The sequence below is a fragment of the uncultured Winogradskyella sp. genome, from assembly GCF_947501905.1.
Lineage (GTDB): Bacteria > Bacteroidota > Bacteroidia > Flavobacteriales > Flavobacteriaceae > Winogradskyella.
The window spans coordinates 284969-307155 of record NZ_CANMXL010000003.1 but is presented as its reverse complement, the minus strand read 5'-3'; the positions used below and the strand labels follow the sequence as shown (position 1 = coordinate 307155).

The 22187-nt window shown below is 34.7% G+C and carries 25 protein-coding genes; 22 read left to right on the top strand and 3 right to left on the bottom strand.

The genetic code is table 11. From position 1 onward, the window contains the following. The first annotated feature begins 5 nt into the window (after positions 1-5). The 17 genes from Q0770_RS08300 to Q0770_RS08220 all read left to right on the top strand — a co-directional run bounded on the left by Q0770_RS08300 (position 6) and on the right by Q0770_RS08220 (position 14398). Positions 6-776, top strand: coding sequence for an MbnP family protein (locus tag Q0770_RS08300; RefSeq protein WP_299115896.1), 771 nt, complete (start codon positions 6-8; stop codon positions 774-776). Between the two features lie 6 nt (positions 777-782). Then, complete coding sequence (locus Q0770_RS08295) at positions 783-1844, top strand: cytochrome-c peroxidase (protein ID WP_299115895.1); 1062 nt, start codon at positions 783-785, stop codon at positions 1842-1844. A gap of 110 nt (positions 1845-1954) precedes the next feature. Continuing rightward, positions 1955-2173, top strand: coding sequence for a hypothetical protein (locus Q0770_RS08290; protein WP_299115894.1), 219 nt, complete (start codon positions 1955-1957; stop codon positions 2171-2173). 161 nt (positions 2174-2334) lie between these two features. Then, a complete protein-coding gene (locus Q0770_RS08285; protein WP_188373061.1) occupies positions 2335-2664 on the top strand; it encodes an iron-sulfur cluster assembly accessory protein in 330 nt (109 codons plus the stop codon). Positions 2665-2712: 48 nt separating this feature from the next. After that, positions 2713-4161, top strand: a complete 1449-nt coding sequence (gene sufB / locus Q0770_RS08280) for a Fe-S cluster assembly protein SufB (RefSeq protein ID WP_299115893.1) — start codon at positions 2713-2715, stop codon at positions 4159-4161. A 14-nt stretch (positions 4162-4175) separates the two neighbouring features. Next, on the top strand, positions 4176-5057 hold the full coding sequence (locus Q0770_RS08275; RefSeq protein WP_299115892.1) for an N-acyl homoserine lactonase family protein: 882 nt from the start codon (positions 4176-4178) through the stop codon (positions 5055-5057). Beyond that, positions 5057-5473 (top strand): hypothetical protein, encoded by a 417-nt coding sequence (locus Q0770_RS08270; protein ID WP_299115890.1) that lies wholly within the window; start codon positions 5057-5059, stop codon positions 5471-5473. The genes Q0770_RS08275 and Q0770_RS08270 overlap by 1 nt, the downstream gene beginning before the upstream one ends. A gap of 4 nt (positions 5474-5477) precedes the next feature. Further along, on the top strand, positions 5478-6230 hold the full coding sequence (gene sufC / locus Q0770_RS08265) for a Fe-S cluster assembly ATPase SufC (protein ID WP_299115888.1): 753 nt from the start codon (positions 5478-5480) through the stop codon (positions 6228-6230). 10 nt (positions 6231-6240) lie between these two features. Continuing rightward, positions 6241-7554: a Fe-S cluster assembly protein SufD gene (gene sufD / locus Q0770_RS08260; protein WP_299115886.1), complete on the top strand. Its 1314-nt coding sequence runs from the start codon at positions 6241-6243 to the stop codon at positions 7552-7554. Continuing rightward, entirely contained in the window at positions 7555-8793 is a 1239-nt protein-coding gene (locus Q0770_RS08255; protein ID WP_299115884.1) for an aminotransferase class V-fold PLP-dependent enzyme, read from the top strand. A 165-nt stretch (positions 8794-8958) separates the two neighbouring features. Further along, complete coding sequence (locus tag Q0770_RS08250) at positions 8959-10035, top strand: zinc metalloprotease (protein WP_299115882.1); 1077 nt, start codon at positions 8959-8961, stop codon at positions 10033-10035. A 95-nt stretch (positions 10036-10130) separates the two neighbouring features. Beyond that, the gene (locus tag Q0770_RS08245) at positions 10131-10649 is read left to right on the top strand and encodes a hypothetical protein (protein ID WP_299115880.1); all 519 of its coding nucleotides are present in this window, start codon (positions 10131-10133) and stop codon (positions 10647-10649) included. A 25-nt stretch (positions 10650-10674) separates the two neighbouring features. Next, the gene (locus tag Q0770_RS08240) at positions 10675-11097 is read left to right on the top strand and encodes a SufE family protein (protein WP_299115878.1); all 423 of its coding nucleotides are present in this window, start codon (positions 10675-10677) and stop codon (positions 11095-11097) included. 1 nt (position 11098) lies between these two features. Further along, complete coding sequence (locus tag Q0770_RS08235) at positions 11099-11425, top strand: iron-sulfur cluster assembly protein (RefSeq protein WP_299115876.1); 327 nt, start codon at positions 11099-11101, stop codon at positions 11423-11425. A gap of 10 nt (positions 11426-11435) precedes the next feature. Beyond that, a complete protein-coding gene (locus Q0770_RS08230; RefSeq protein ID WP_299115874.1) occupies positions 11436-12878 on the top strand; it encodes a hydroxymethylglutaryl-CoA synthase family protein in 1443 nt (480 codons plus the stop codon). Then, positions 12878-13387, top strand: a complete 510-nt coding sequence (locus Q0770_RS08225; RefSeq protein ID WP_299115872.1) for a DUF2480 family protein — start codon at positions 12878-12880, stop codon at positions 13385-13387. The genes Q0770_RS08230 and Q0770_RS08225 overlap by 1 nt, the downstream gene beginning before the upstream one ends. A gap of 96 nt (positions 13388-13483) precedes the next feature. Further along, a complete protein-coding gene (locus tag Q0770_RS08220) occupies positions 13484-14398 on the top strand; it encodes a DUF3078 domain-containing protein (protein WP_299115870.1) in 915 nt (304 codons plus the stop codon). A gap of 50 nt (positions 14399-14448) precedes the next feature. On the opposite strand, the gene hflX is transcribed toward Q0770_RS08220, so the two are convergent. Beyond that, positions 14449-15660: a GTPase HflX gene (gene hflX, locus Q0770_RS08215; protein WP_299115868.1), complete on the bottom strand. Its 1212-nt coding sequence runs from the start codon at positions 15658-15660 to the stop codon at positions 14449-14451. A gap of 124 nt (positions 15661-15784) precedes the next feature. Between hflX and Q0770_RS08210 the strand changes: the two genes are divergently transcribed. Beyond that, positions 15785-16729: an endonuclease gene (locus tag Q0770_RS08210; protein WP_299115866.1), complete on the top strand. Its 945-nt coding sequence runs from the start codon at positions 15785-15787 to the stop codon at positions 16727-16729. Position 16730: 1 nt separating this feature from the next. Next, positions 16731-17636 (top strand): type IX secretion system membrane protein PorP/SprF, encoded by a 906-nt coding sequence (locus tag Q0770_RS08205; protein ID WP_299115864.1) that lies wholly within the window; start codon positions 16731-16733, stop codon positions 17634-17636. On the opposite strand, the gene Q0770_RS08200 is transcribed toward Q0770_RS08205, so the two are convergent. After that, entirely contained in the window at positions 17637-18104 is a 468-nt protein-coding gene (locus Q0770_RS08200; RefSeq protein ID WP_299115862.1) for a CYTH domain-containing protein, read from the bottom strand. A gap of 21 nt (positions 18105-18125) precedes the next feature. Here Q0770_RS08200 and dinB point away from each other — a divergent pair, with 21 nt between their 5' ends. Genes dinB through Q0770_RS08185 form a run of 3 tightly spaced genes read left to right on the top strand, consistent with a single transcriptional unit; the run spans position 18126 to position 20652 of the window. Further along, positions 18126-19235, top strand: a complete 1110-nt coding sequence (dinB, locus tag Q0770_RS08195; protein WP_299115860.1) for a DNA polymerase IV — start codon at positions 18126-18128, stop codon at positions 19233-19235. Between the two features lie 39 nt (positions 19236-19274). Beyond that, positions 19275-19637: a glyoxalase/bleomycin resistance/extradiol dioxygenase family protein gene (locus Q0770_RS08190; protein ID WP_299115858.1), complete on the top strand. Its 363-nt coding sequence runs from the start codon at positions 19275-19277 to the stop codon at positions 19635-19637. Positions 19638-19662: 25 nt separating this feature from the next. Continuing rightward, on the top strand, positions 19663-20652 hold the full coding sequence (locus Q0770_RS08185; protein WP_299115856.1) for a hypothetical protein: 990 nt from the start codon (positions 19663-19665) through the stop codon (positions 20650-20652). Positions 20653-20744: 92 nt separating this feature from the next. Here the strand turns inward: Q0770_RS08185 and pyk are convergent, their stop codons facing one another. Next, positions 20745-22184: a pyruvate kinase gene (gene pyk, locus Q0770_RS08180; protein ID WP_299115854.1), complete on the bottom strand. Its 1440-nt coding sequence runs from the start codon at positions 22182-22184 to the stop codon at positions 20745-20747. Positions 22185-22187 lie beyond the last annotated feature (3 nt).

Genomic DNA, 22187 nt, shown 5'->3' with positions numbered 1-22187 from the left:
AACTTATGAAAAAGATTTTTGCCCTATTATTCATCAGCTTATGCTTTGCATCATGTAGTGATGATGATAACAATAATAGTTTAAGCCCAAGCTCTACAACTTTAAGTTTTTCTCATAATTGGAATGGCACTCCTGTAACTAATGCAGATTTTAATACTATTCAATTCACTAATGAGAATGGCGAAATGTTGAGTATAGAACGCCTACGCTACCTTATATCAGACATCACTTTTACCTCAACATCAAATGAAGTTCTAGATTTGGATAATTATAACCTAATAGACCTTACCAATGGCACTAATCTCGATTTCAATTTAGGAACACAAATTCCTCCAGGAAATTACAGTAATGTGTCTTTTACATTTGGATTTGATAATGAAGATAATTCTCAAAATTATTTAGACTTAAACTCTGCCTCCTTTAATGTGCCTGACATGTTAGGTGGTGGTTATCATTATATGCAATTTGATGGAAAGTATTTAGACTCAAACAATGCAGAAGCAAATTTCAATTATCATGCGATTAGAGCTGTAGATAACCCTGGAATGAATCCAACATTTCCTCAAGATACTTTTTTTACGGTTAATTTAGGAGCAGTTACTATAAGTGGTGATACGACGCTTAATATTGAAATGAATATTGCAGAATGGTTTACAAACCCTAACACATGGGATTTAAACCAATTGAATACTGTTCTCATGCCAAATTCTGCAGCTCAAATACAAATATATCAAAATGGTCAAAGCGTATTTACACTAGGTTCTGTTTCTCAATAAATCAATTTGAAAAAGCTCATCTACATATTATGTTTATGTTTCCTTTTCTCTTCATGTTCTAGTAATAATGATAACGAAGGCTACACACCAGTTGCCTTAGATTTAGAAATTCCAGAAATTTTTTCAAATAATATCATTCCTCCTATTATTCCAAATGATAATGGACAAACTGTTGAAGGTGTCGCTTTAGGAAAGCGTTTATTTTTTGATAACACTTTATCTGGAGACCAAAGCATATCATGCGCAAGTTGTCATTCGCCACAAAATGCATTCACAGATAATACACCAACAAGTGTTGGAATAGACGGTATTTTTGGAACAAGAAATTCCATGCCTCTTTTTAATCTCGCGTGGAATTATAATGAGCGTTTTGCTTGGGATGGCAAAGAATTAAGTCTAGAAAGGCAAGCTTTAGAACCTGTTGAAAATCCTGTAGAAATGCACAGTGATTGGAGTGATGTTGTCAGCAGACTTCAAAATCATCCTGAATACCCTGAACTTTTTAGACTAGCATTTAATACCTCAACCATAACAAAGGAACTAGCAGCTAAAGCTCTAGCACAATTTGAGAGAACCTTAATTTCTGCAAATTCAAAATTTGACAGATACTCATTAGGACAAACTACTTTAACACCTCAAGAGTTAAATGGATTAGATGTTTTTCTTCGTGAAGATAAAGGTGATTGTTTTCATTGTCATGGCAATCCTAATAATCCACTTTGGACAGATAACGATTTTCATAATAATGGCCTAGATACAGCTTTTACTGACTTAGGGCTAGGTGCTGTAACTGGTGACCCAAATGACAATGGTAAATTTAGATCACCTTCACTACGCAACTTAGCATATACTGCTCCTTTTATGCACGATGGCCGTTTTGCCACTTTAGATGAGGTTATAGATCATTACAGTGAAGGACTACAAAACTCATCTACAATAGACCCGTTAATGAAAAACATTGCTCAAGGTGGTGTACAACTTTCTGCTCAAGATAAAGCCGACTTAAAAGCCTTTTTATTAACATTATCTGACCCTTCTTTTTTAACCAATCCCGACTTTCAGAATTAAAATTTATAGTAAAATCTTATAAGTTTTATGCATTTCATCGAAAAAATAAGTATTTCAGCTTGTGTAAGTGAATTATTTATCTATATTAGTCGTCCCCCAAATTACCAAATATGAAACCTACTAATACAGATAATATATCTTGTATAATTTTTGGTCATAATTTTTATAAGCCTCAAAATGAGGTTTATAAAAATGACCAATTAAAATGTAAGCATTGCAATACAACAGTAATCATGGACAAACATGGAGACTTTAACACAAGCGGTGCAGACAAAACATTTGAAAACACACTTCGTAAACTTTTTCTACTTAAACGAAGAATTGCATAATTGCTTTTTTAATTTTCCTAATAGTACGGAGGTTTTTCTTTTAGCTTTTTAGTATAGCTAAATACTATTAAATCATATCTTAATATAATGTTAGTAAATGTTGTAAGAACCCTGCTATATCGTATCTTTGCACTCTATTTAGAGAAAATCTATATAAGGATATGATAAAGGTTTCTGAAACAGCAAAGCAAAAAGTCGTGCAGTTAATGCAAGAAGATGGCTTTAGTGCTTCTACAGATTATGTAAGAGTTGGTGTAAAAAGCGGAGGTTGCTCAGGTTTGTCCTACGATTTAAAGTTTGACAAAAACCAAGAAGAAGGTGATAAAGTTTTTGAGGACAATGGTGTAAAAATTATCGTCAATAAAAAAAGCTTTTTATACCTCATAGGCACAACTCTAGAATATTCCGGTGGACTTAACGGAACTGGTTTTGTATTTAACAATCCTAATGCCAATAGAACTTGTGGCTGTGGCGAATCATTTTCGCTATAAACCTTTCTAAAAACTTCCTTTAGAGGAAGGATTTCAAAAAAATATAAGATGTCAAAATATACTGAAGACGATTTAAGAGAAGAACTAAAAACCAAAGAATATGAGTATGGTTTTTATACAGATATTGAATCTGAAACTTTCCCGAATGGCCTTAACGAAGATATAGTAAGAGCAATTTCTAAAAAGAAAGAAGAGCCAGAATGGATGACCAACTGGCGTCTTGAGGCTTTTAAAGTTTGGAAAGAAATGACTGAGCCCGAATGGGCAAACGTACATTACCAAAAACCAGATTTTCAAGCTATTTCTTATTATTCTGCGCCAAATAGTAAACCAAAATACGATAGTATTGATGAAGTAGACCCAGAATTGTTAGCCACTTTCGAAAAACTTGGAATTTCTCTTGACGAGCAAAAAAAACTTGCAGGTGTTGCTATGGATGTGGTTGTAGATTCAGTTTCTGTTGCAACAACTTTTAAAAAGACTTTAGCAGAAAAAGGAATTATTTTTATGAGTATCTCTGAAGCTATCCAGGAACATCCTGAGTTAGTGAAAAAACATATTGGCACAGTCGTACCTACAAAAGATAATTTTTACGCAGCTCTAAACTCTGCTGTGTTTAGTGACGGTAGTTTTTGTTACATCCCAAAAGGTGTACGCTGCCCAATGGAACTGTCTACTTACTTCCGTATTAATCAAGCAGGAACAGGACAATTTGAAAGAACTTTAGTAGTTGCTGATGAAGGCAGTTACGTCAGCTACCTTGAAGGTTGTACAGCACCAAGTCGTGACGAAAACCAACTGCATGCTGCAGTCGTAGAACTTATTGCGCTTGACGATGCAGAGATAAAGTACAGTACTGTACAAAACTGGTATCCTGGAAATGCTGAAGGAAAAGGCGGTGTTTACAACTTTGTAACTAAGCGTGGACTTTGCGAAAAGAACGCAAAAATATCTTGGACTCAAGTAGAAACTGGAAGTGCTGTGACTTGGAAATACCCTTCTTGTGTTTTAAAAGGTGACAATTCTATTGGTGAATTTTACTCTATAGCAGTAACTAATAATTACCAACAAGCAGATACTGGAACCAAAATGATTCACTTAGGTAAAAACACTAAGTCAACAATTATCTCAAAAGGTATTTCTGCAGGTAAATCTCAAAACTCTTATCGTGGATTGGTACAAATTAGCTCGCGAGCAGAAAATGCTCGTAACTTCTCGCAATGCGATAGTTTGCTAATGGGTAACGAATGTGGAGCTCATACTTTCCCATACATAGAGGCTAAAAACAAATCTGCTCAAATAGAACACGAAGCCACAACAAGTAAAATTGGTGAAGACCAAATTTTCTATTGTAATCAGCGTGGTATCGATACAGAAAAAGCTATTGCATTAATAGTAAACGGATTTAGTAAAGAAGTATTAAATAAACTCCCTATGGAATTTGCTGTGGAAGCTCAAAAATTACTTGAGATTTCTTTAGAAGGTTCTGTTGGATAAAAATATATACAACCATGAAAAAACTAATCATTTTATTAGTAGTTACTTTAACTTTTTCGTCATGTAAAGACTTTAAAGAAGGTGTAAAAGATGGCTATAATGACGCTCAAAAAGAAGCTAAAGCTTCAAAAAAAGAAGGTGTAAAACTTTATGTTCTTGATGGTGGAAAAATTAGAGTTAATAATCTTGAACTATTTTCTCAAGACACCACTTATACAGGACAATCAAAAACGTTTTCTAATGCCTTTTATGTTATAGAACACCCTAAAGGACGAATGTTATGGGATGCTGGTTTAGCTGAAGGATTAGTAGGTCAAGAACCTTTTACAACACCTAATGGTGCTTTTACTGTTTCAAGAAATGATTCTGTTATATCACAACTAGCAGAATTAAAATTAACACCTGAAGATTTTGATTATATCGCGGTATCTCATACGCATTTTGATCACACAGGTTCTGCTTCAAAGTTTGCAGCATCGACATGGTTGGTTCAAGAAGCAGAATATGATTTTATAACTAGTGAAGAGCAGAAAAAAGGAGATAACTATCCGCCAATTGCAGCGTTAACTAAAGTGCAAAAGCTTAACGGGGACCATGATGTTTTTGGAGATGGTACGGTTGTTATTAAATCAATGCCTGGACATACCCCAGGGCATCAAGTTTTATTCTTAAAGCTTAATACTTATGGTAATATTCTACTAACAGGAGATTTGTATCATCTTCAAGAAAACCGAGAACATAAGCGTGTACCAAGTTTTAACTTTGATGCAGAAATGACATTAAAAAGCATGGAAGCTTTTGAAGCTTTTGCTAAAGAAAACAATGCAGATGTTTTTATTCAGCATAGTAGAGAAGATTTAATTAGAGTTCCACATTCTCCAAATTATTTAGACTAATGACAAAACATATTTTCACACTTATTTTGTGCGTTACCTTATTTGTTTCGTGCAAAAATGATTCGAAAACTGAAACCATAACTACTGAGGTTGATGCTTCAAAATCTTACGACCAAAATGATGGTCTTATTACACTAAAAGGCGATTTTATATATGATGAAAATCAGAATGCTGCAGTTATACAAACATCAAACTCTATCTACGGTGTTGTTATCGACGATAACATGAAAGCTTTAAACGAAAAAGTTAAAGCGTTCAAAAAAGAGCCAACAGATATGGTGCCTGTTACAGTTAGAGCTAAACGCTTTGAAAGTAATAAAGAAGATGCTTGGCAATTCTTTGTAGAAATAAAAGAAACCATTAAGGTTGAAGCGCCAGACCCAGAACAAAACGACGTTATTAAAATAGAAAACTAAGACTATGTTAAAGATAAATAACCTTCACGCTAGCGTTGAGGACAAACCAATTTTAAGAGGTATTAACCTAGATGTTAAGCCTGGCGAAGTTCATGCAATCATGGGACCAAATGGTTCAGGAAAAAGTACCTTGGCTTCAGTAATTGCTGGTAAAGAAGAGTATGAAGTAGAAGATGGCGAAATTATCTTAGATGGCGAAGATTTAGAAGAGCTAAGTGCAGAAGAACGTGCACATAAAGGTATATTTTTATCCTTTCAATATCCAGTAGAAATTCCTGGAGTTAGTGTAACTAACTTTATGAAAACTGCTATAAACGAAACTCGTAAAGCAAAAGGTTTAGAAGATATGCCAGCAAATCAAATGCTAAAGCTTATCCGTGAAAAAGCTGAACTTCTAGAAATAGACCGTAAGTTCTTATCACGTTCTTTAAACGAAGGCTTTTCTGGTGGTGAAAAAAAGCGAAATGAGATTTTTCAAATGGCAATGTTAGGGCCAAAATTAGCAATCCTTGATGAGACAGATTCTGGTTTAGATATCGATGCCTTACGAATTGTGGCTAATGGTGTTAACAAGCTAAAATCTAAAGACAATGCGGTTGTTGTAATTACACACTACCAACGTCTTTTAGACCATATCGTTCCAGATTTTGTACATGTTTTATATAATGGACGCATCGTAAAATCAGGAACCGCAGAGTTGGCTCATGAGTTAGAAGCTAAAGGTTACGACTGGATTAAAGAAGAAGTAAACGCTTAATTAATAAGCAATGGAATTAAAAGAAAAACTAGTATCGTCCTTCATGGCTTTTGAAAATACAGTAGATGTAGATTCATCGGTGCATGACATAAGAATAGATGCGATGAAAGCATTTGAAGCTCAAGGTTTTCCTCATAAAAAGCTTGAAGCATGGAAATACACGTCTTTAAAATCTATTTTAAAAAATGATTTTAGTGTTTTCCCTAAAGAAAATGAAGCTTTAGAATATAAAGACATAAAGAAGTATTTTATCCATGACATAGATGCTTACAAAATCATATTTGTAGATGGTAAGTACTCTTCTCATTTGTCTGCAACAACACATGATGGTATTGATGTTTGCTTAATGTCTTCTGCATTAACTAAGCCAAAGTATAAGGTGATTATTGATAATTACTTCAATAAAATAGCTACAAAAGATGGACTATCTTCTTTAAATACCGCGTTTTCAGCAGAAGGGGCTTACATCCATATTCCTAAGAATAAAGTGGTTGAAAAGCCAATACAAATTATTCATTTTTCTACAGGAAATGAAGCTGCTTTAATGCTACAACCAAGAAATTTGATTGTTGTTGATGAGAACTCTCATGTTCAGATTATTGAAAGACATCAGAGCTTAACTGAAAACCCTGTACTTACAAATAGTGTTACTGAAATTTTTGCTAATAAGCGCGCTATTGTAGATTACTACAAAATTCAGAATGACAAGCAATCGGCATCGCTTATAGACAATACATTCATCAACCAAAAACAAGAAAGTTTAGCTAAGGTACATACCTTTTCTTTTGGTGGAAAATTAACACGTAATAACCTTAATTTTTATCAAAACGGTGAACGCATAGACTCTACAATGAAAGGTATTACCATCATTGGAGATAAACAGCACGTGGACCACAATACTTTAGTGCATCATATTGAACCAAATTGCGAATCTCACCAAGATTACAAAGGTATTTTTGATGCTAACTCTACTGGCGTATTTAATGGTAAAGTTGTGGTTGAAAAGGAAGCACAAAAAACAAACGCTTTTCAGGCTAACAATAATATTTTAGTAAGTGATAAAGCAACAATAAACACAAAACCTCAACTAGAGATTTTTGCGGATGATGTAAGATGTACACATGGTTGTACTATTGGGCAATTAGACGAAAGTGCAATGTTCTATTTACGCTCTCGTGGAATTCCAGAGAAAGAGGCAAGAGGCTTATTAATGTTTGCGTTTAGTAACAACGTTTTAGATTCTGTAAAAATCCCTGAAATTAAAAGTAGGATTACCAAGCTAATCGCTCAAAAATTAGGCGTTAATATCGGGTTTGATTTGTAGATGAATACTACTCATAAACATATTGCCTTTAACGTAGATACTATAAGAAAAGACTTTCCAATTCTCAATAGAGAAGTTAATGGTAAGCCATTAATCTATTTCGATAATGCAGCGACATCACAAACACCTCAACAGGTAATCGATGTTATAGTAGATTATTACAGTAATTATAATGCTAACATTCATCGTGGAGTACATGCTTTAAGCCAAGAAGCAACAGATGCTTATGAGCAAGCTCGTATAAAAATCCAAAAGCATTTTAATGCTAAACATGCACATGAGATTATTTATACCTCGGGAACAACACATGGCATTAATTTAGTGGCAAATGGCTTTTCATCCATACTAAAAAAAGAAGATGAAATCATAGTTTCTGCTTTAGAGCATCATAGTAATATTGTGCCTTGGCAAATGTTATGTGAGCGTACAGGAGCAAGTTTAAAAGTTATACCCATGAATACTAATGGGGAATTAATTTTAAATGAATTCGATGAGTTATTAAATGAAAACACCAAACTTGTATTTGTTAATCATATTTCTAATGCACTGGGAACTATAAATCCTATTAAATATATTATCGAAAAAGCACATGCTGTTAATGCTGCCGTTTTAGTTGATGGTGCACAATCTTGCCCGCATATAAGACCAGATGTACAAGCTTTGGATGTAGATTTCTATGTGTGTTCTGCTCATAAAATATGTGGCCCAACAGGCGTTGGTATGCTCTACGGGAAAGAAGAATGGCTCAAAAAATTACCGCCTTATCAAGGTGGTGGCGAAATGATTGCTGAAGTCTCTTTTGAGAAAACGACTTATGCAGATTTACCTCATAAGTTTGAAGCTGGTACACCAAACGTATGTGGAGGCATCGCTTTTGGTGCTGCTTTAGATTACATGAATGCTATTGGTTTTGACGTTATAGCTTCTTATGAAAATAAACTTCTAGTTTATGCTACCGAGCAAATGCTTCAGATAGACGATTTAAAGATTTACGGTACAGCAAAAGAAAAGACATCTGTAATCTCATTTAACGTAGGCAATATTCACCCTTATGATATCGGAACTATCCTCGATAAAATGGGAATTGCTGTACGTACGGGTCATCATTGTGCACAACCCATAATGGATTTTTATCAAATCCCAGGGACTATTCGTGCTTCATTTATGTTCTACAACACTAAAGAAGAAATAGATACTTTTATTACTGCACTTAAAAAGGCAGTGATGATGCTATCGTAAAATCTTTCAACATATTTGGTCAAATAATTAGCACCTTTTGTAGGTGCTTTTTTTATTTCGGCCATGCACTTTATCGATTTGTAGATAAATATTTTGTGTATTTGTTAAATTTTTAACAAATAATTTTATATTCGTGAAAATTTTTAACCAAAAAACCAACAAAAAATGAAAAAAACGATTTTAAGAGTTGCTGTAATGGCGCTTCTTTTTGCAGGATGTAGTGACGACAACAACCTTGAACAAGAACAGGCAAAAGTAGACATGAGTGACTTCTATTTATACACAGATGCTACAGAAGATGGGACTAATGCTAGAGTTGTAAACGGAAAAAACTGTAGTTCAATGACAATTCTTAATCGTCAACTTAATGATAACCCTGGATTATACGAAAGTATGTACGAAGTAGAGCTCCATTCTCGCCAATTTATGGCTAATGCTAGACCTCCTGGAGGAAATGGCGGTGGTAACGGCAATGGAAATGGCGGCGGCGGTAACGGCGGCGGCGATGGAGATGGTGGCGGTGGAGACCCAGTCGATGATGGTCTTGGAACACTTAACATCCCAGTATACATTTATGTAATCTACTCTAACTCTAGTCAGAACATCAGTGATGCACAAATTAATTCTCAAATGGCAGTACTTAATGCTGATTTTAATGATACTAATTTCAATGATGTACGTGCAGAATTCCAAGGGTTAGGTGCTGATGTGGATATCAATTTTATGACTCCTGTTGTTGATAGACAGTTTAACTCTACATCTTCATGGGGCACAAACAATGCTGTAAAGTCTGTTTACCCAGCACAACCCGGTTATTTAACTATGTGGGTTGCTAATATTGGAGGCGGTATCTTAGGTTATGCTCAATTCCCAGGAGGTAATGCTTCTACAGATGGTGTTGTAATGTCTCCTCAATATTTTGGTACAACTGGTACAGCACAGGCTCCTTTTGATGGTGGTCGTACTACAACTCATGAAGTAGGTCACTGGATGAACTTGCGTCATATTTGGGGTGATGGAAGATGTCGTCAAGATGATTTTGTGTCTGATACACCTTCTTCAGATGCTCCAAACTATGGTTGTGATTTAGGAGAAAGAAGTTGTAGAACTACTGATATGGTAGAAAACTATATGGATTACTCTGATGATGATTGTATGGGCTTATTTACTGAAGGTCAAAAAGCAAGAATGCGTGCTGTTTTTGCTCCAGGTGGCGCAAGAGCATCCTTGGTAGGAAACTAAAGACACTAAAAAATATCAATTTTAAAAGGAGCTTCTATAGAAGCTCCTTTTTTTGGCATCAAAAGTGTAACTTACACTTTTAAAATACTTTTATTATGAAATTTTTATTCAGTGTAGTGACCTTATTCTTTTTAACGGGTTCATGTAATTCACAAAAACAGACAACAACAAATTCTAATGAATCTAATGCAACTCCCAAAGCAGAAAAGCAAATGATGACAGATAAACAAAAAGCTATTGGTCAAAATTATGATGTTGCAGTTATATATGAAGCTCGCTCTAGAGGTTTTGCAAAGTATGCCTATATTTCTAAAGCTAAGGTAACTCTATCAGAAGACAGAAGTCTTCAAAAAATGGATGAGTATACATGTGATGCTAAAGACTGGGAGGAGATAGAACAACTACTAGATGCTATTGATAGAAAAACATTTCAAAGTCTAAAAGCACCTACAGATAAACGCCTTTATGATGGCGCAGCTCACACGACCTTATCTATAAAACAAGGTGACGTTGTCTACATGACACCAAGTTTTGACGAGGGTTTTCCACCAAAGGAGATTGAAAAACTCGTTAATAAAGTGTTAGCAATAGCAGAGAAAGTAAAAAAACAGTAGTAATTTTGCTTTCAAAGAATTAGCAATGACTATTGAAGAGATTCAAAACGAAATTATTGACGAATTTTCAATGTTTGATGATTGGGAAGAGCGTTACCAATATATGATTGATTTAGGGAAGACATTACCTCTAATTGACGATGCTCACAAAACTGATGACAATATTATTAAAGGTTGCCAGAGTAAAGTTTGGGTGCATGCTAATATGAATGATGATAAAGTGGCTTTTACTGCAGATAGTGATGCTATTATTACCAAGGGTATTATTGCCATTTTAATTCGTGCGTTTTCCAATCAACATCCTACAGCAATTATTGAGGCCAATACCGATTTTATAGATAAAATTGGACTGAAAGAGCATTTATCGCCAACAAGAGCTAATGGCTTAGTGAGCATGATAAAGCAGTTAAAAATGTATGCCATTGCATACCAAACACAATTGAATTAAAATGAGTGAGACAACGATAGATACAAATGTACTTGGTGAGAAAATCGTGAAGGTTATTAAAACGATTTACGACCCTGAAATTCCAGTAGACATCTACGAATTAGGTTTAATATATGATGTTTTTGTAAATGAGGATTATGATGTAAAAATCTTAATGACCTTAACATCTCCAAACTGTCCTGTGGCAGAAACTTTGCCTCTAGAAGTGGAAGAAAAAGTGAAATCTATAAACGAGGTTAAAGATGCCGAAGTAGAAATTACATTCGACCCACCTTGGTCTAATGATTTAATGAGCGAAGAGGCAAAGTTAGAATTAGGAATGTTATAATTCTCCAATTATGAATACTACAGGAATAGATGCTATAGCCTTTTACGTTCCACAACTTTATGTGTCAATGGATAATTTGGCGGAAGCCAGAGGTATTCCTGCAGAAAAACTAAAACGTGGTTTAGGTCTCCAAAAAATGGCAGTACCTAATATTGGTGAGGATGCAGCAACATTTGCTGCTAATGCACTTTTAAATTTAATTTCTCAGAACAATATAGACCCTAACGACATTGGTCGTGTGTATTTAGGTACCGAAAGTGCTGTAGATGGTTCTAAACCAACTGCAACATATGCTGTAGAGATAGTAGAAAGAGAACTATCAAAAACGTACGGAGAACGCAGTTTTAAAAATTGTGATATTCTAGATATGACCTTTGCTTGTGTTGGTGCTGTAGATGCATTACACAACAGTCTTGATTGGGTTAAGCAAGACAAAGATAGAAAGGCTGTAGTTATTGCTTCTGACCTTTCAAAATATGATATTAATTCAACTGGCGAGTATACTCAAGGTGCTGGAGCTGTTGCTGTTTTGGTAAGCCATAATCCTTCTATTTTATCAATAAATAATACTTGGGGTGTTGCTTCTAAAAGTGAAGGTGATTTCTTTAAGCCGCGTCGTACATACAAAAAATCCGAATTATTAAAATCTGTACTTACAGAGCTTAAAATTGATGCTTCTGCAGAAACCATTGATACTTTCATAAAGTCTACATCATCTCAATTTTGGTCCGACACTAATGAAGTTGTAGAAGTCTTTAAAGAAGAACCTGTTTTTGATGGTCAGTTCTCAAACGCATGTTATGCCGATAGAATAACTGAAGCTTTAGAGCATTTTTATGCTCAGAAAAAAACAGACTTTGCAAATAGCTGGAAACAAATCGTTTTCCATTTGCCTTATGCTTATCATGGGCGTCGTATTATTTTTGATAATTGGTTAAGTTGGATAAAAGAAACTCCGGTTTACAACACTTTAATAAAAGAGGTTGGTAAGCCTGAAGATACCGATGCTAAAACATGGCAGAAGAGCGCTTATAAATCTAAGCTTTATAGCGACTTTATTTTAGAAAATATTTCTGCTGGCGAATTAGCATCATCTGAGATTGGTAACATGTATACCGCATCAATATTTATGTCGCTATTAAGTTATCTGTCTAATAGCCTAAATACTTCCAAAGAAATATCAGGTAATACCATTGGACTTATTGGTTATGGTAGCGGTTCAAAATCTAAAGTTTTTGAAGGTACTGTTCAACCAGATTGGGCGTCTAAAATTAAGCCTATAAAATTGTTTGAATATTTAGAACATAGAACTTCGATTGATGTGGATACTTACGAAAAAATCCATTCTTCTAAAATAGAAAAGCCAGTCCATAATGGTAGTAAAATTGCCTTAAACTATGTTGAAAAAGAAGACACTAATTACGGCTTAAGGCGCTATAAAGTGAATGAATAATGGCAGACGAAATTATAAATAGAGTCGCAAATAGTAAACTGCAAGTTATTGATTTAGAAGATTTTTATCCTGAAGGAAAACGCATTGTTTTTGATATTAAGGATTGGTTATTTGAAGGTTTAGTTCTTCGTGAAAAAGACTTTAGAAAACATGTTGTAGAGCACGATTGGTCCCAATACCAAGATGCATATGTAGCTTTATACTGCTCAACAGATGCCATTGTACCTGATTGGGCGTACATGCTTATTTCTGTTCAACTTCAAGACATTGCGAAATTGAGTGTAATTGGCAATTTAGACCAATTAGAATCTATTCTTTACGCACAGATAATTTCAGAATTAAATACTTTGGATTATAAAGATATGCCTGTAATTATCAAAGGGTGTTCTAACAAGCCTGTACCTGCAAATGCACTTGTTTTATTATCACAAAAGTTAAAACCTATTGCCAAATCTATAATGTTTGGAGAAGCCTGTTCTTCAGTACCGCTTTACAAAAGAAGAAAATAGTTTTACTTATCTGTAGTGTTGAATCTATTCAATCAATTAGTACTTCATTTCTTACAATTACTATATTTGCATAACAATCCATAAAACTTTTAACTTATGAAAACCAAATTTATTTTATCATTAATACTAGTCCTAACTTTTAGCTTTGGGTTTTCTCAAACTAAAGAAGAATTACAAAAACAAAAAGCCGAAAAACAAGCTGAAGCAGATAAGTATCAGGGAGAGGCAAATGCTTTGCAAGCACAAATAGATGCATTACCAGGATGGCGCGTTGGTGCTTTTGGAACTATTGGTGGTAGTTTATCACAATTTAGTAATTGGTATGCGCAAGGTGCTCCAAACAATTCTTCTGGTAGTATTGGTTTTACAGTAAATGCATTTGCTAATAAAATTGAGGATAAATATTTCTGGAGAAATAGCTTAAACTTAAATCTTAACTGGACCAAACTTGATGATGAGGACAATCCATTAGATAGTGATGATTTTGAGCCAACTACAGATGTTTTTAACCTTACATCGCTATATGGACAGAGATTAAATGATAAGTGGGCTGTTTCTGGTTTAATGGAATACAGAACAACATTATTAAATAACTTTAACGACCCAGGCTATCTAGATCTTGGTGTTGGTGTTGGTTTTACATGGACACCAATTACAGATTTAGTTGTTGTAATTCATCCTGCAAACTACAACTTTGTGTTCTCTAGTGGTGATACTGTTTTCGATTCATCTTTTGGTGCTAAAATAGTAGCTGATTACACGAAGCAATTAGGTAAAGTAAAATTTAAAACTAACCTATCAGCTTTTCAAAGCTATGAAGATAGTGATTTATCTAACTGGACATGGATTAATTCTTTTAGTTATACCTTATGGAAAGGTATAGGTGTAGGTTTTGATTTTGGACTACGAAGCAATAGACAAGAAGCAGCTAACTTCCAAGGCACTACTTTAGAAGCAGCCGATAATGATTTACAATCGTATTACACCATTGGTTTGAGTTATAATTTCTAATAACTTAAATAATGTAAATAAAAAAGAGGTCTCAATTGAGACCTCTTTTTTTACTGAATATCCTCAACATCAGGATATAAAAAGTGATTGTATGGAAAACGTGTGACATGTATTTCACGAACTTCTTTATACACACGCTTTCTAAATTCGTCTAGATTTTCTTTATTTAATGCAGAAATAAACAACGCATTATCGCCAATTTTAGACATCCATGTTTGTTTCCATTCGTCTATAGAGTAATTGGCTTTTGTTCGCTCTATAATTAAATCCTCTTCATCATAAGGTTGAGCTTCATAAGCATCAATCTTATTAAACACCATAATCGTTGGTTTATCTTTGCTTTGTATCTCGTCCAAAATCTGATTCACAGATTCGATATGCTCTTCAAAATTAGAATGCGAAATATCTACAACGTGTAATAACAAATCTGCTTCTCTAACCTCATCCAAAGTACTTTTAAAAGACTCTACTAATTGCGTAGGTAGTTTTCTAATAAAACCAACCGTATCACTTACTAAAAAAGGCAAATTGCCAATTACCACTTTGCGTACAGTAGTATCTAAGGTTGCAAAGAGTTTGTTTTCGGCAAAAACCTCAGACTTACTAATGACATTCATCAAGGTAGATTTACCAACATTGGTATAACCTACTAAAGCCACGCGTACCATTTTGCCACGGTTACCACGTTGCACAGCCATTTGTTTGTCTATGGTTTTAATCTTTGCCTTTAAAAGTGATATTTTATCACGTACAATACGCCTATCTGTTTCAATCTCCGTTTCACCAGGACCACGCATACCAATACCTCCTTTTTGTCGTTCAAGGTGAGTCCACATTCCTTTTAATCGCGGTAATAAATACTGGCATTGTGCCAATTCTACTTGAGTACGTGCATAGCTAGTTTGCGCACGCTGAGCAAAAATGTCAAGAATAAGATTGGTACGGTCAAGAATTTTACAATTTAGGATTTTACTAATATTACGTTCTTGTGCCGGAGATAATTCGTCGTCAAAAATAACAGTACCTATTTCATTAGCTTTTACAAACTCTTGTACATCATTCATCTTTCCGCTACCAATAAAAGTTTTAGGATTAGGCATGTCTAGTTTCTGAGTGTAGCGCTTTACGACTTCTCCTCCAGCAGTATATGTCAAAAACTCTAGTTCGTCCAAGTATTCCTTAGATGTAACTTCATCCTGGTCTTTGGTAACAATTCCTATAAGCACAACCTTCTCCAGGCTTATGTCTTTTTTTTCTAGCATAAATTATTTTAGTGCCTTAAAGTTGAATAAGGCTTTGATTCCGTTTTGTTACGGAGTATTTAAAGTGCAAATTTAGGCAATTGCCTCATATCAATTTATCAATTTTAGTCATATCTTTAGCCTTATGAGTAACAAACACACGATTGCATTTTATAATATCGAAAACTTGTTCGACACAAAAGATGACGAACATACTAATGATGATGATTTTTTACCAACTTCTGCCAAACGTTGGACTACCAAACGCTATGAAAAAAAACTAAAGAAACTAGGTCGGGTTATTTCACAAATTGGCGAAGAAGATGTTGATTCTCCTCCTGCAATTGTAGGTCTAGCCGAAGTTGAAAATGAATACGTTGTAGAAGACTTAATTAAAAGTAAATTCCTGAAGCATTACAATTACGACATCGTGCATTATGACTCTTCCGATGAACGTGGCATTGATGTGGCCTTAATTTATAACACAGATGTTTTCAAAGTTTCACATTCCGAACCTTTTGCAGTTTACCTTACAAAAGAAGATGGAAATCGTGATTATACTAGAGATGTTTTATTAGTCACTGGCCGTTTAAATGATGAACAAGTACACATTATTGTTAATCATTGGTCATCAAGACGTCAAGGTCAACAAGAAACTGAGCATAAACGTTTGGCTGCCGCCGCTACAGTAAATCGTGTTGTAGAGGTTTTAAATAAAAACTACGATGACCCAAAAATCATTGTTATGGGAGATTTTAACGATACGCCTCAGAATAATAGCCTATTATCTATAGAAGAGAAATCAAATCTCTATAACCCATTTAAAAAAGTTTCTACTCGAGAAAAAGGAAGCTTAAACCATAATTTTGAATGGCATTTGTTTGATCAAATTTTAATATCTACTAACTTTTTTAATGCCACTTCTACCCAATTCAATTTATCCGAAGCAAATGTGTTTAACTCAAAATTCTTAACCCAATACCATGGTAAATATAAAGGACAACCTTTTAGAACTTATGTAGGTAAGCGATATAAAGGTGGTTATAGTGATCACTTTCCAGTTTATATTGAGTTGAAAGAAGACAGCTAAAATGAAACACTTCTATTGTACAATTCTGTGTTTGTATTGTCTTATTGGCTTCTCGCAACAAGACCCACAATACACGCAATACATGTACAATATGCCCGTGATAAATCCAGCTTATGTTGGCGCTACAGAGAATCTAAATCTTGGTCTATTATATCGCAATCAATGGACAGAAATTGATGGCGCTCCACAAACAAGTACCTTTTTTGGCAACTTTAAACTCTCTGAGAATATGGGTGCTGGGCTTTCTGTTATTGCGGACCAATTAGGACCAGTAAAAGAAACCAATGTTTATGCAGATATAGGTTATACCGTGACCCTTAAAGAAAATCACAAACTTGCATTTGGATTAAAAGTAGGTGCTACGTTCCATAATATTGGGCTAAATAATTTAACCGTTTTTGACCCAAACGACCCATTTTTTAGTGAAAACATAAGTAGTACAACACCGAATATTGGCGCTGGATTATTCTACTTTACTGAAAGCTATTATGCAGGAATTTCTATTCCTAATTTTTTGAGCTCAGTGCATCTCAATGCCAATGGGAATCGTTTAGGCTCGGAGACCCAACATTTTTTTGTTACTGGAGGCTATGTGTTTGAATTATCTGAAAAAGCAAAACTAAAACCTTCGTTTTTAATGAAATCTGCCTTTGATGCACCATTTTCTTTTGACCTAAATACAAATGTGCTTTTATACAACAAACTAGAACTTGGGATTTCTTATCGTAATGACGATTCGTTTTCTGGCTTAGTAAACTTTGCCATAACACCACAACTCAATATAGGATATGCTTACGATGCAATTACATCTGACATCAGAGAATTTGCACCGTCTTCTCATGAAGTTTTAATACGCTATAGTTTTGCTAAAAAAGAAACACGAATTAAATCTCCTCGCTTCTTTTAGTTACCAATTTTTGAAAGGATATTGGCTTAAATTAGAATTGTAATATTTAACATCTCCTGTAACTTCTTCTCCCAACCAATCTGGTTTTTCAAAGGTTTCTATTTCAGAATTAAGCTCTATTTCGGCTACGATTAATCCTTCGTTATCGCCATAGAATTCATCGACTTCAAACACGTGATTTCCAACTTTGACTTCATACCTAGTTTTATCAATAATGCCTTTTTCGCATAGTAATAATAAAGCCTCGGCTTCTTTTTTAGGCATCTCTTTTTCCCATTCAAAACGGCTTAAACCATTAGAGGTAGATTTTCCTTTCACAGTCAAAATACCTTTATCTTTTTTCAATCGAATTCTAACAGTACGCTCTGGATGACTGTTTAAAAAGCCTTGTTTTATAGGGTAAGAATTAAAAGCTTCATCTTTGAAAGCTTCAGATTTTACTAAAAATTTTCGTTCTATTTCAGTCATAATATTGCCTAAATTTACAGTATGTCTAACGATTTACCAATCCGAAAAATAATTCATGTAGATATGGATGCTTTTTATGCATCTGTAGAGCAGTTAGACAATCCTGAATTGCGAGGAAAACCTATTGCTGTTGGTGGTGGTGGGAAACGTGGTGTCATCAGTGCTGCAAGCTACGAAGCTCGTAAATTTGGTGTGAGAAGTGCTATGTCTGGTCGCCTGGCAGAAAAATTGTGCCCAGAACTCATTTTTGTGAGAACCAACTTTGCACGCTATAATGAAGTTTCTCAAAACATTAGAAAAATATTTCATGAGTATACCGATTTGGTGGAGCCGCTTTCTTTAGATGAAGCCTACCTCGATGTAACCGAAAATAAAATAGGGATGCCTAGTGCGTCAATTATTGCTCAAGAAATAAGGCAACGTATTTTTGAAGATACTGGCTTAACAGCTTCTGCTGGTATTTCTATCAATAAATTCGTAGCCAAAGTTGCTAGCGATTATAATAAACCTAACGGACAAAAAACGGTTAATCCTGAAGATGTTTTACAGTTTTTAGAAGACTTAGATATCCGAAAATTCTATGGTGTCGGTAAAGTCACAGCCGAAAAAATGTACCAAAAAGGAATTTTTACTGGCAAGGATTTAAAGTCCAAATCTCTTGAGTATTTATCTGAAAATTTTGGAAAATCTGGAAGCTACTATTACCATATCGTTAGAGGAATTCATAATAGTCAGGTAAAACCAAACCGTATCAGAAAATCTCTAGCCGCTGAGCGTACATTTAGCGAAAATCTATCTTCAGAAATTTTTATGCTAGAGAAACTAGACCATATTGCCGAAGAGGTTTCTAGACGATTAGATAAAAGCAAAGTAGCGGGAAAAACAGTAACGCTAAAAATAAAGTACAGTGACTTTACATTACAAACCCGAAGTAAAACCTTACCTTATTTTATTAGCGATAAAGACATTATACTAGAAACCGCAAAGAATTTACTCTACCAAGAAAAACTAAATAATTCTGTTCGCCTTTTAGGTATTTCTTTGTCTAATTTAAATACAGAAGCTACAAAAAAGAAACCCGCTGAAAAGGAAAAGAAATCTGTTAGCGTACAGTTAAAATTTGAGTTTTAAAAAAAGTTGTTGTATTAATTCTTGTAAATTGTAACAACTATGAAGACAAAACTATTACACGTATCTCCAGTATTGCCGAGTCAAGATATTGATAGAGATGTGGCTTGGTATGAAAAATACATTGGGTTTTCGCTCTTACACAAAGACTCAATGTATGCTGTAATGCGAAGAGAAAACATCTACTTTCATTTACAATGGCATGCCGATACTGAGGACGACCCTCTACTTGGCGGTTCTGTGGTGAAAATATTTGTTGATGATATACAACCTATTTTTGAAGAATTTGTTGACCGTGGCACTATAAAACCAGAAAAACTAAGACTAAAAACCGATTGGGGCACTAGCGAGTTTGGTTTTTATGACTTGAATAACAATGCTGTTTTCTTTGTTCAAGATTTATAACCCTTTTTTAAATACATCATCAATCATGAAACCACTACAACTTTTTATCTCAATACTTACTTTTTCGCTTGTTTTATCATGTAACGAAAAGATAAAAGCTCCAGAAGTTGATTATGAAGCAAAGCAAACTGAAGCCATAAAAGAGGGTGTTCAGCCTTTTGCTAAAAACATCTTTTCGCAATTTACCAATGTTAGAGATTTTACGATAAATACTGACGATACAGAAGCCTACTTTTCATTGCAAAGCCCAGGACGAGAGCTATCTGTAATTATGAAAATTGAAAAAGTGAATGATAGTTGGCAAGCACCAGAAATCACAAACTTCTCAGGCAAGTATACCGATTTAGAACCCTTTTTATCTCCAGATAATCTAAAACTCTATTTTGTATCTAACAGACCCATTTCAAAAGATAATTCAAAGACTAAGGATATGGATATTTGGTTTGTGGAGCGCGCAACAACAACTGATAACTGGTCTAGCCCTAAAAATATTGGTGCGCCTATTAATACTGAAGGTGACGAGTTTTACCCTGCGGTAGCTGCCAATAGAACCCTTTATTTTACAACTATAAAAAAAGAACTCGAATCTGCTGATGATATTTTTATGAGTAAATGGGAAAACGGCACATATACCGAACCAGTAATTTTAGGTGAAGGCGTTAACACTAAAGGTGCTGAATACAATGCCTTTATTGCTCCAGATGAGTCTTATATTATTTTTGGCGGTTGGAGACGCACAGATGGATTAGGCTCTGGTGATATGTATATGAGTAAAAATGTAGATGGCGAATGGACAAAAGCCGAAAACCTTGGAAAAAAGATTAATTCTAAATACATGGAATTTTGCCCTTTTGTTAACAATGAAACATTATACTTTACTAGTCGTAGAAGTAATGTTACAAAAAAAGAAGAAGGTTATACAAATGCCGAAGAGTTACTTTCGGAAATAAACCGCTATGACAATGGAGCTAGCAGAATTTATAAAGCAGATTTTAGCAGCCTTTTAAATGATTGATTTTCTTGACTTTCTAAAAATTTTCCACGAACTTCGTTATCGACCGATAAAATCAATTAAAACTGAATTTATCTAAGCAATAACGAAACTCCTTAAAAATTACAACTCTCTATTTCAGTAACTCTCAAAGTATTTACCATACCCTTATCTTTAATTGGCATCGCCGCTAAACTAATGAGCATATCGCCAACACCAAGATAGCCTTTTTTACACGCAATAGCATTAACGTCTTCGATAGTTTCGTCAGTGCTTACAAACTTATCGTAATGAAAGGCTGTAACACCCCAAAGTAAACTTAAACGTGTTAACATGCGCTTATTTGACGTAAATACTAAAATATGTGCCGATGGTCGCCATGCAGAAATCTGAAACGCTGTATAACCACTATTAGTTAATGTTGAAATAGCTTTGGCATCTATCTCATTTGCCATTTTTGCAGCATGATAACAAATAGATTTAGTAATATATCTTTTGGTACGGATATGTGGTGGCAATTGTGGCACTTCAATTAAAGAAGAATCCTCAACACTACGGATAATATTAGCCATTTGACGTATCACTTCTACTGGATATTTCCCTACGGAGGTTTCACCAGATAGCATGACTGCATCTGCGCCATCCATAACGGAGTTAGCCACATCATTAACTTCAGCACGTGTTGGCGTCAAGCTAGAAATCATGGTCTCCATCATTTGCGTGGCAATAATTACAGGAATACGCGCACGTTTAGCACGATGTACCAATTGTTTTTGCACTAATGGCACTTCTTCGGCTGGGATTTCGACACCCAAATCACCACGAGCAACCATTAAACCATCGCAATATGCTACAATCTTATCTATATTAGCTACTGCTTCAGGTTTTTCGATTTTTGCTATAATTGGAATTTTCTCTTTACTATGCTCACTAATTAACTTCTGAAGTTCCATTAAGTCCTCCGCATGACGCACAAATGATAAAGCTATCCAATCTACATTCTGGCTGATTGCGAAAATAGCATCTTCGATATCTTTCTCTGTTAATGCAGGTTGTGAGATATTTGTATTTGGAAGGTTAACACCTTTTTTAGATTTTAACGGCCCGCCTTGAATCACTTTTGCTTTCACTTCAGATTTGCCGTCTGTAGAAATAACTTCGAAAATTAATTTCCCATCATCTAAAAGAATACGCTCACCAGGTTTAGCATCTTGAGGAAACTTATCATAAGTCATATAAACGCGTTCCTTTGTGCCTTCAAAACGTTTTCCGGTAGCAAAGACTATTTCATCTCCAGGATTAACAACAACCTCTTCTTTCATCGTACCTACACGTAATTTTGGGCCTTGTAAATCTCCCAAAATTGCTGCGTTATAACCATACTCTTCATTAAGCTCACGTATCATTTTAATTCGCTTCTTTACACCTTCATAATCGGCATGAGAAAAGTTAATTCTAAACACGTTTGCGCCTTCTTCTAACATTTGTTTTAAAACACTCTTACTGCTTGTAGCTGGACCAAGCGTAGCTACTATCTTCGTTTTCTTATTCATCATTAA

Bases quoted from the DNA above. Each gene is read 5' to 3' on its own strand.
- Q0770_RS08300 (WP_299115896.1), top strand. From the start codon at position 6: ATGAAAAAGATTTTTGCCCTATTATTCATCAGCTTATGCTTTGCATCA.
- Q0770_RS08290 (WP_299115894.1), top strand. From the start codon at position 1,955: ATGAAACCTACTAATACAGATAATATATCTTGTATAATTTTTGGTCAT.
- Q0770_RS08285 (WP_188373061.1), top strand. From the start codon at position 2,335: ATGATAAAGGTTTCTGAAACAGCAAAGCAAAAAGTCGTGCAGTTAATG.
- sufB (WP_299115893.1), top strand. From the start codon at position 2,713: ATGTCAAAATATACTGAAGACGATTTAAGAGAAGAACTAAAAACCAAA.
- Q0770_RS08275 (WP_299115892.1), top strand. From the start codon at position 4,176: ATGAAAAAACTAATCATTTTATTAGTAGTTACTTTAACTTTTTCGTCA.
- Q0770_RS08270 (WP_299115890.1), top strand. From the start codon at position 5,057: ATGACAAAACATATTTTCACACTTATTTTGTGCGTTACCTTATTTGTT.
- sufC (WP_299115888.1), top strand. From the start codon at position 5,478: ATGTTAAAGATAAATAACCTTCACGCTAGCGTTGAGGACAAACCAATT.
- sufD (WP_299115886.1), top strand. From the start codon at position 6,241: ATGGAATTAAAAGAAAAACTAGTATCGTCCTTCATGGCTTTTGAAAAT.
- Q0770_RS08255 (WP_299115884.1), top strand. From the start codon at position 7,555: ATGAATACTACTCATAAACATATTGCCTTTAACGTAGATACTATAAGA.
- Q0770_RS08250 (WP_299115882.1), top strand. From the start codon at position 8,959: ATGAAAAAAACGATTTTAAGAGTTGCTGTAATGGCGCTTCTTTTTGCA.
- Q0770_RS08245 (WP_299115880.1), top strand. From the start codon at position 10,131: ATGAAATTTTTATTCAGTGTAGTGACCTTATTCTTTTTAACGGGTTCA.
- Q0770_RS08240 (WP_299115878.1), top strand. From the start codon at position 10,675: ATGACTATTGAAGAGATTCAAAACGAAATTATTGACGAATTTTCAATG.
- Q0770_RS08235 (WP_299115876.1), top strand. From the start codon at position 11,099: ATGAGTGAGACAACGATAGATACAAATGTACTTGGTGAGAAAATCGTG.
- Q0770_RS08230 (WP_299115874.1), top strand. From the start codon at position 11,436: ATGAATACTACAGGAATAGATGCTATAGCCTTTTACGTTCCACAACTT.
- Q0770_RS08225 (WP_299115872.1), top strand. From the start codon at position 12,878: ATGGCAGACGAAATTATAAATAGAGTCGCAAATAGTAAACTGCAAGTT.
- Q0770_RS08220 (WP_299115870.1), top strand. From the start codon at position 13,484: ATGAAAACCAAATTTATTTTATCATTAATACTAGTCCTAACTTTTAGC.
- hflX (WP_299115868.1), bottom strand. From the start codon at position 15,660: ATGCTAGAAAAAAAAGACATAAGCCTGGAGAAGGTTGTGCTTATAGGA.
- Q0770_RS08210 (WP_299115866.1), top strand. From the start codon at position 15,785: ATGAGTAACAAACACACGATTGCATTTTATAATATCGAAAACTTGTTC.
- Q0770_RS08205 (WP_299115864.1), top strand. From the start codon at position 16,731: ATGAAACACTTCTATTGTACAATTCTGTGTTTGTATTGTCTTATTGGC.
- Q0770_RS08200 (WP_299115862.1), bottom strand. From the start codon at position 18,104: ATGACTGAAATAGAACGAAAATTTTTAGTAAAATCTGAAGCTTTCAAA.
- dinB (WP_299115860.1), top strand. From the start codon at position 18,126: ATGTCTAACGATTTACCAATCCGAAAAATAATTCATGTAGATATGGAT.
- Q0770_RS08190 (WP_299115858.1), top strand. From the start codon at position 19,275: ATGAAGACAAAACTATTACACGTATCTCCAGTATTGCCGAGTCAAGAT.
- Q0770_RS08185 (WP_299115856.1), top strand. From the start codon at position 19,663: ATGAAACCACTACAACTTTTTATCTCAATACTTACTTTTTCGCTTGTT.
- pyk (WP_299115854.1), bottom strand. From the start codon at position 22,184: ATGATGAATAAGAAAACGAAGATAGTAGCTACGCTTGGTCCAGCTACA.